The sequence below is a fragment of the Streptomyces sp. NPDC051569 genome (genome assembly GCF_044454085.1).
GTDB lineage: Bacteria > Actinomycetota > Actinomycetes > Streptomycetales > Streptomycetaceae > Streptomyces.
In genome coordinates this window covers 1-1,406 of sequence record NZ_JBITDJ010000050.1, presented here as the reverse complement: position 1 = coordinate 1,406, position 1,406 = coordinate 1, and the positions used below count along the sequence as shown (strand labels likewise).

The 1,406-nt window shown below is 66.3% G+C and carries 1 protein-coding gene; it reads right to left on the bottom strand.

All coding sequences use genetic code 11. From position 1 onward, the window contains the following. On the bottom strand, positions 1-1,406 hold a 1,406-nt coding region (locus tag ACIBAE_RS29625; RefSeq protein ID WP_399291482.1), incomplete at both ends, for an amino acid adenylation domain-containing protein.

Sequence of the window (1,406 nt, the reverse complement as noted above, 5' to 3'; positions counted from 1 at the left end):
GTGGTGGTGATGTAGGCGGTGAGGCGGGGGGTGTTGTGGTGGTCGGTGTGGGTGGTGATGGCGGTTTGGGTGATGTGGGGGTGGGTTTGGAGGGTGGTTTCGATTTCGGTGGGTTCGATGCGGAAGCCGCGGATTTTGATTTGGGTGTCGGTGCGGCCGGTGTAGTGGAGTTGGCCGGTGGGGGTCCAGTGGGCGGTGTCGCCGGTGCGGTAGAGGCGGGTGCCGGGGGGGCCGTAGGGGTTGGGGATGAAGTGGGTGGCGGTGTTGGTGGGTTGGTTGAGGTAGCCGTGGGCGAGTCCGTGGCCGGCGAGGTAGAGCTCTCCGGTGGTGCCGATGGGGGTGGGTTGGAGGTGGGTGTCGAGGATGTAGGCGTGTTTGTTGGTGAGGGGGGTGCCGATGGGGATGGTGGTGGGTGGTGTGGTGGTGGGGGTGATGGTGTGGGTGGTGGTGAAGCCCATGGATTCGGCGGGGCCGTAGCCGTTGGTGATGGTGAGGTGGGGGTGGGTTTGTTGGAGTTGGTGGGTGTGGGTGGGGCTGGCGGGTTCGCCGCCGGTGTAGGTGGTGTGGGTGTGTTGGAAGGTGTGGGGGTGTTCGTCGGTGAGGTAGTTGAAGAGGCTGGAGGAGAGTTGGAGCATGGTGATGGGGTGGTGGGTGGTGAGGTGGGTGATGTGGGTGGGTTCGGGTTTCTGGCCGGGTTGGAGGATGGTGGTGCCGCCGTGGAGGAGTGCTCCCCAGAATTCGAGGCTGAAGGCGTCCCAGGAGACGGGGGAGCACTGGAGGAAGGTTTCGGTGGGTCCGAAGGTGGCGTAGGTCTGGTGGGTGAGGGTGGAGATGAGGTTGTGGTGTGAGGAGAGGACGCCTTTGGGGCGGCCGGTGGAGCCGGAGGTGAACATCACACACGCCACATCCACGGGGGTCACGCGCAGACCGGGGTTGTCGGTGCGGTGGCGGCCGATGGTCTCGCGTTCGGTGTCGACCTGTATGACGGACCAGGGGCCGGAGATCCGCCCGCTCCGGGCGGTGTCCGTGATGAGGGTGGTGATGTGGGCGTCGGTGGCGGTGGTGGTGAGGCGTTCGTCGGGGAAGTCGGGGTCGAGGACGGCGTATCCGGCGCCGGTCTTGACGATGGCGAGGAGGGTGACGGCGAAGTCGATGCCGCGTTCGAGGAGGACGCCGGCGAGGTCGCCGCGGCGTAGTCCGCTGTCGGTCAGGTGGTGCGCGAGCTGGTTGGCCTGTTCGTTCAACTGCCCGTAGGTCAGGGTGTGTTCGTTGAAGATGACGGCGGGGTGTTCGGGCCGGGTCCGGGCCTGTTCCTCGAAGAGGTCACCGAGTGAGCGCTCCGGGATCTCCACACTCGTGTCGTTCCACGTCCGCAGGACCAGCTCCCGCTCGGCCGCGTCCAGCAA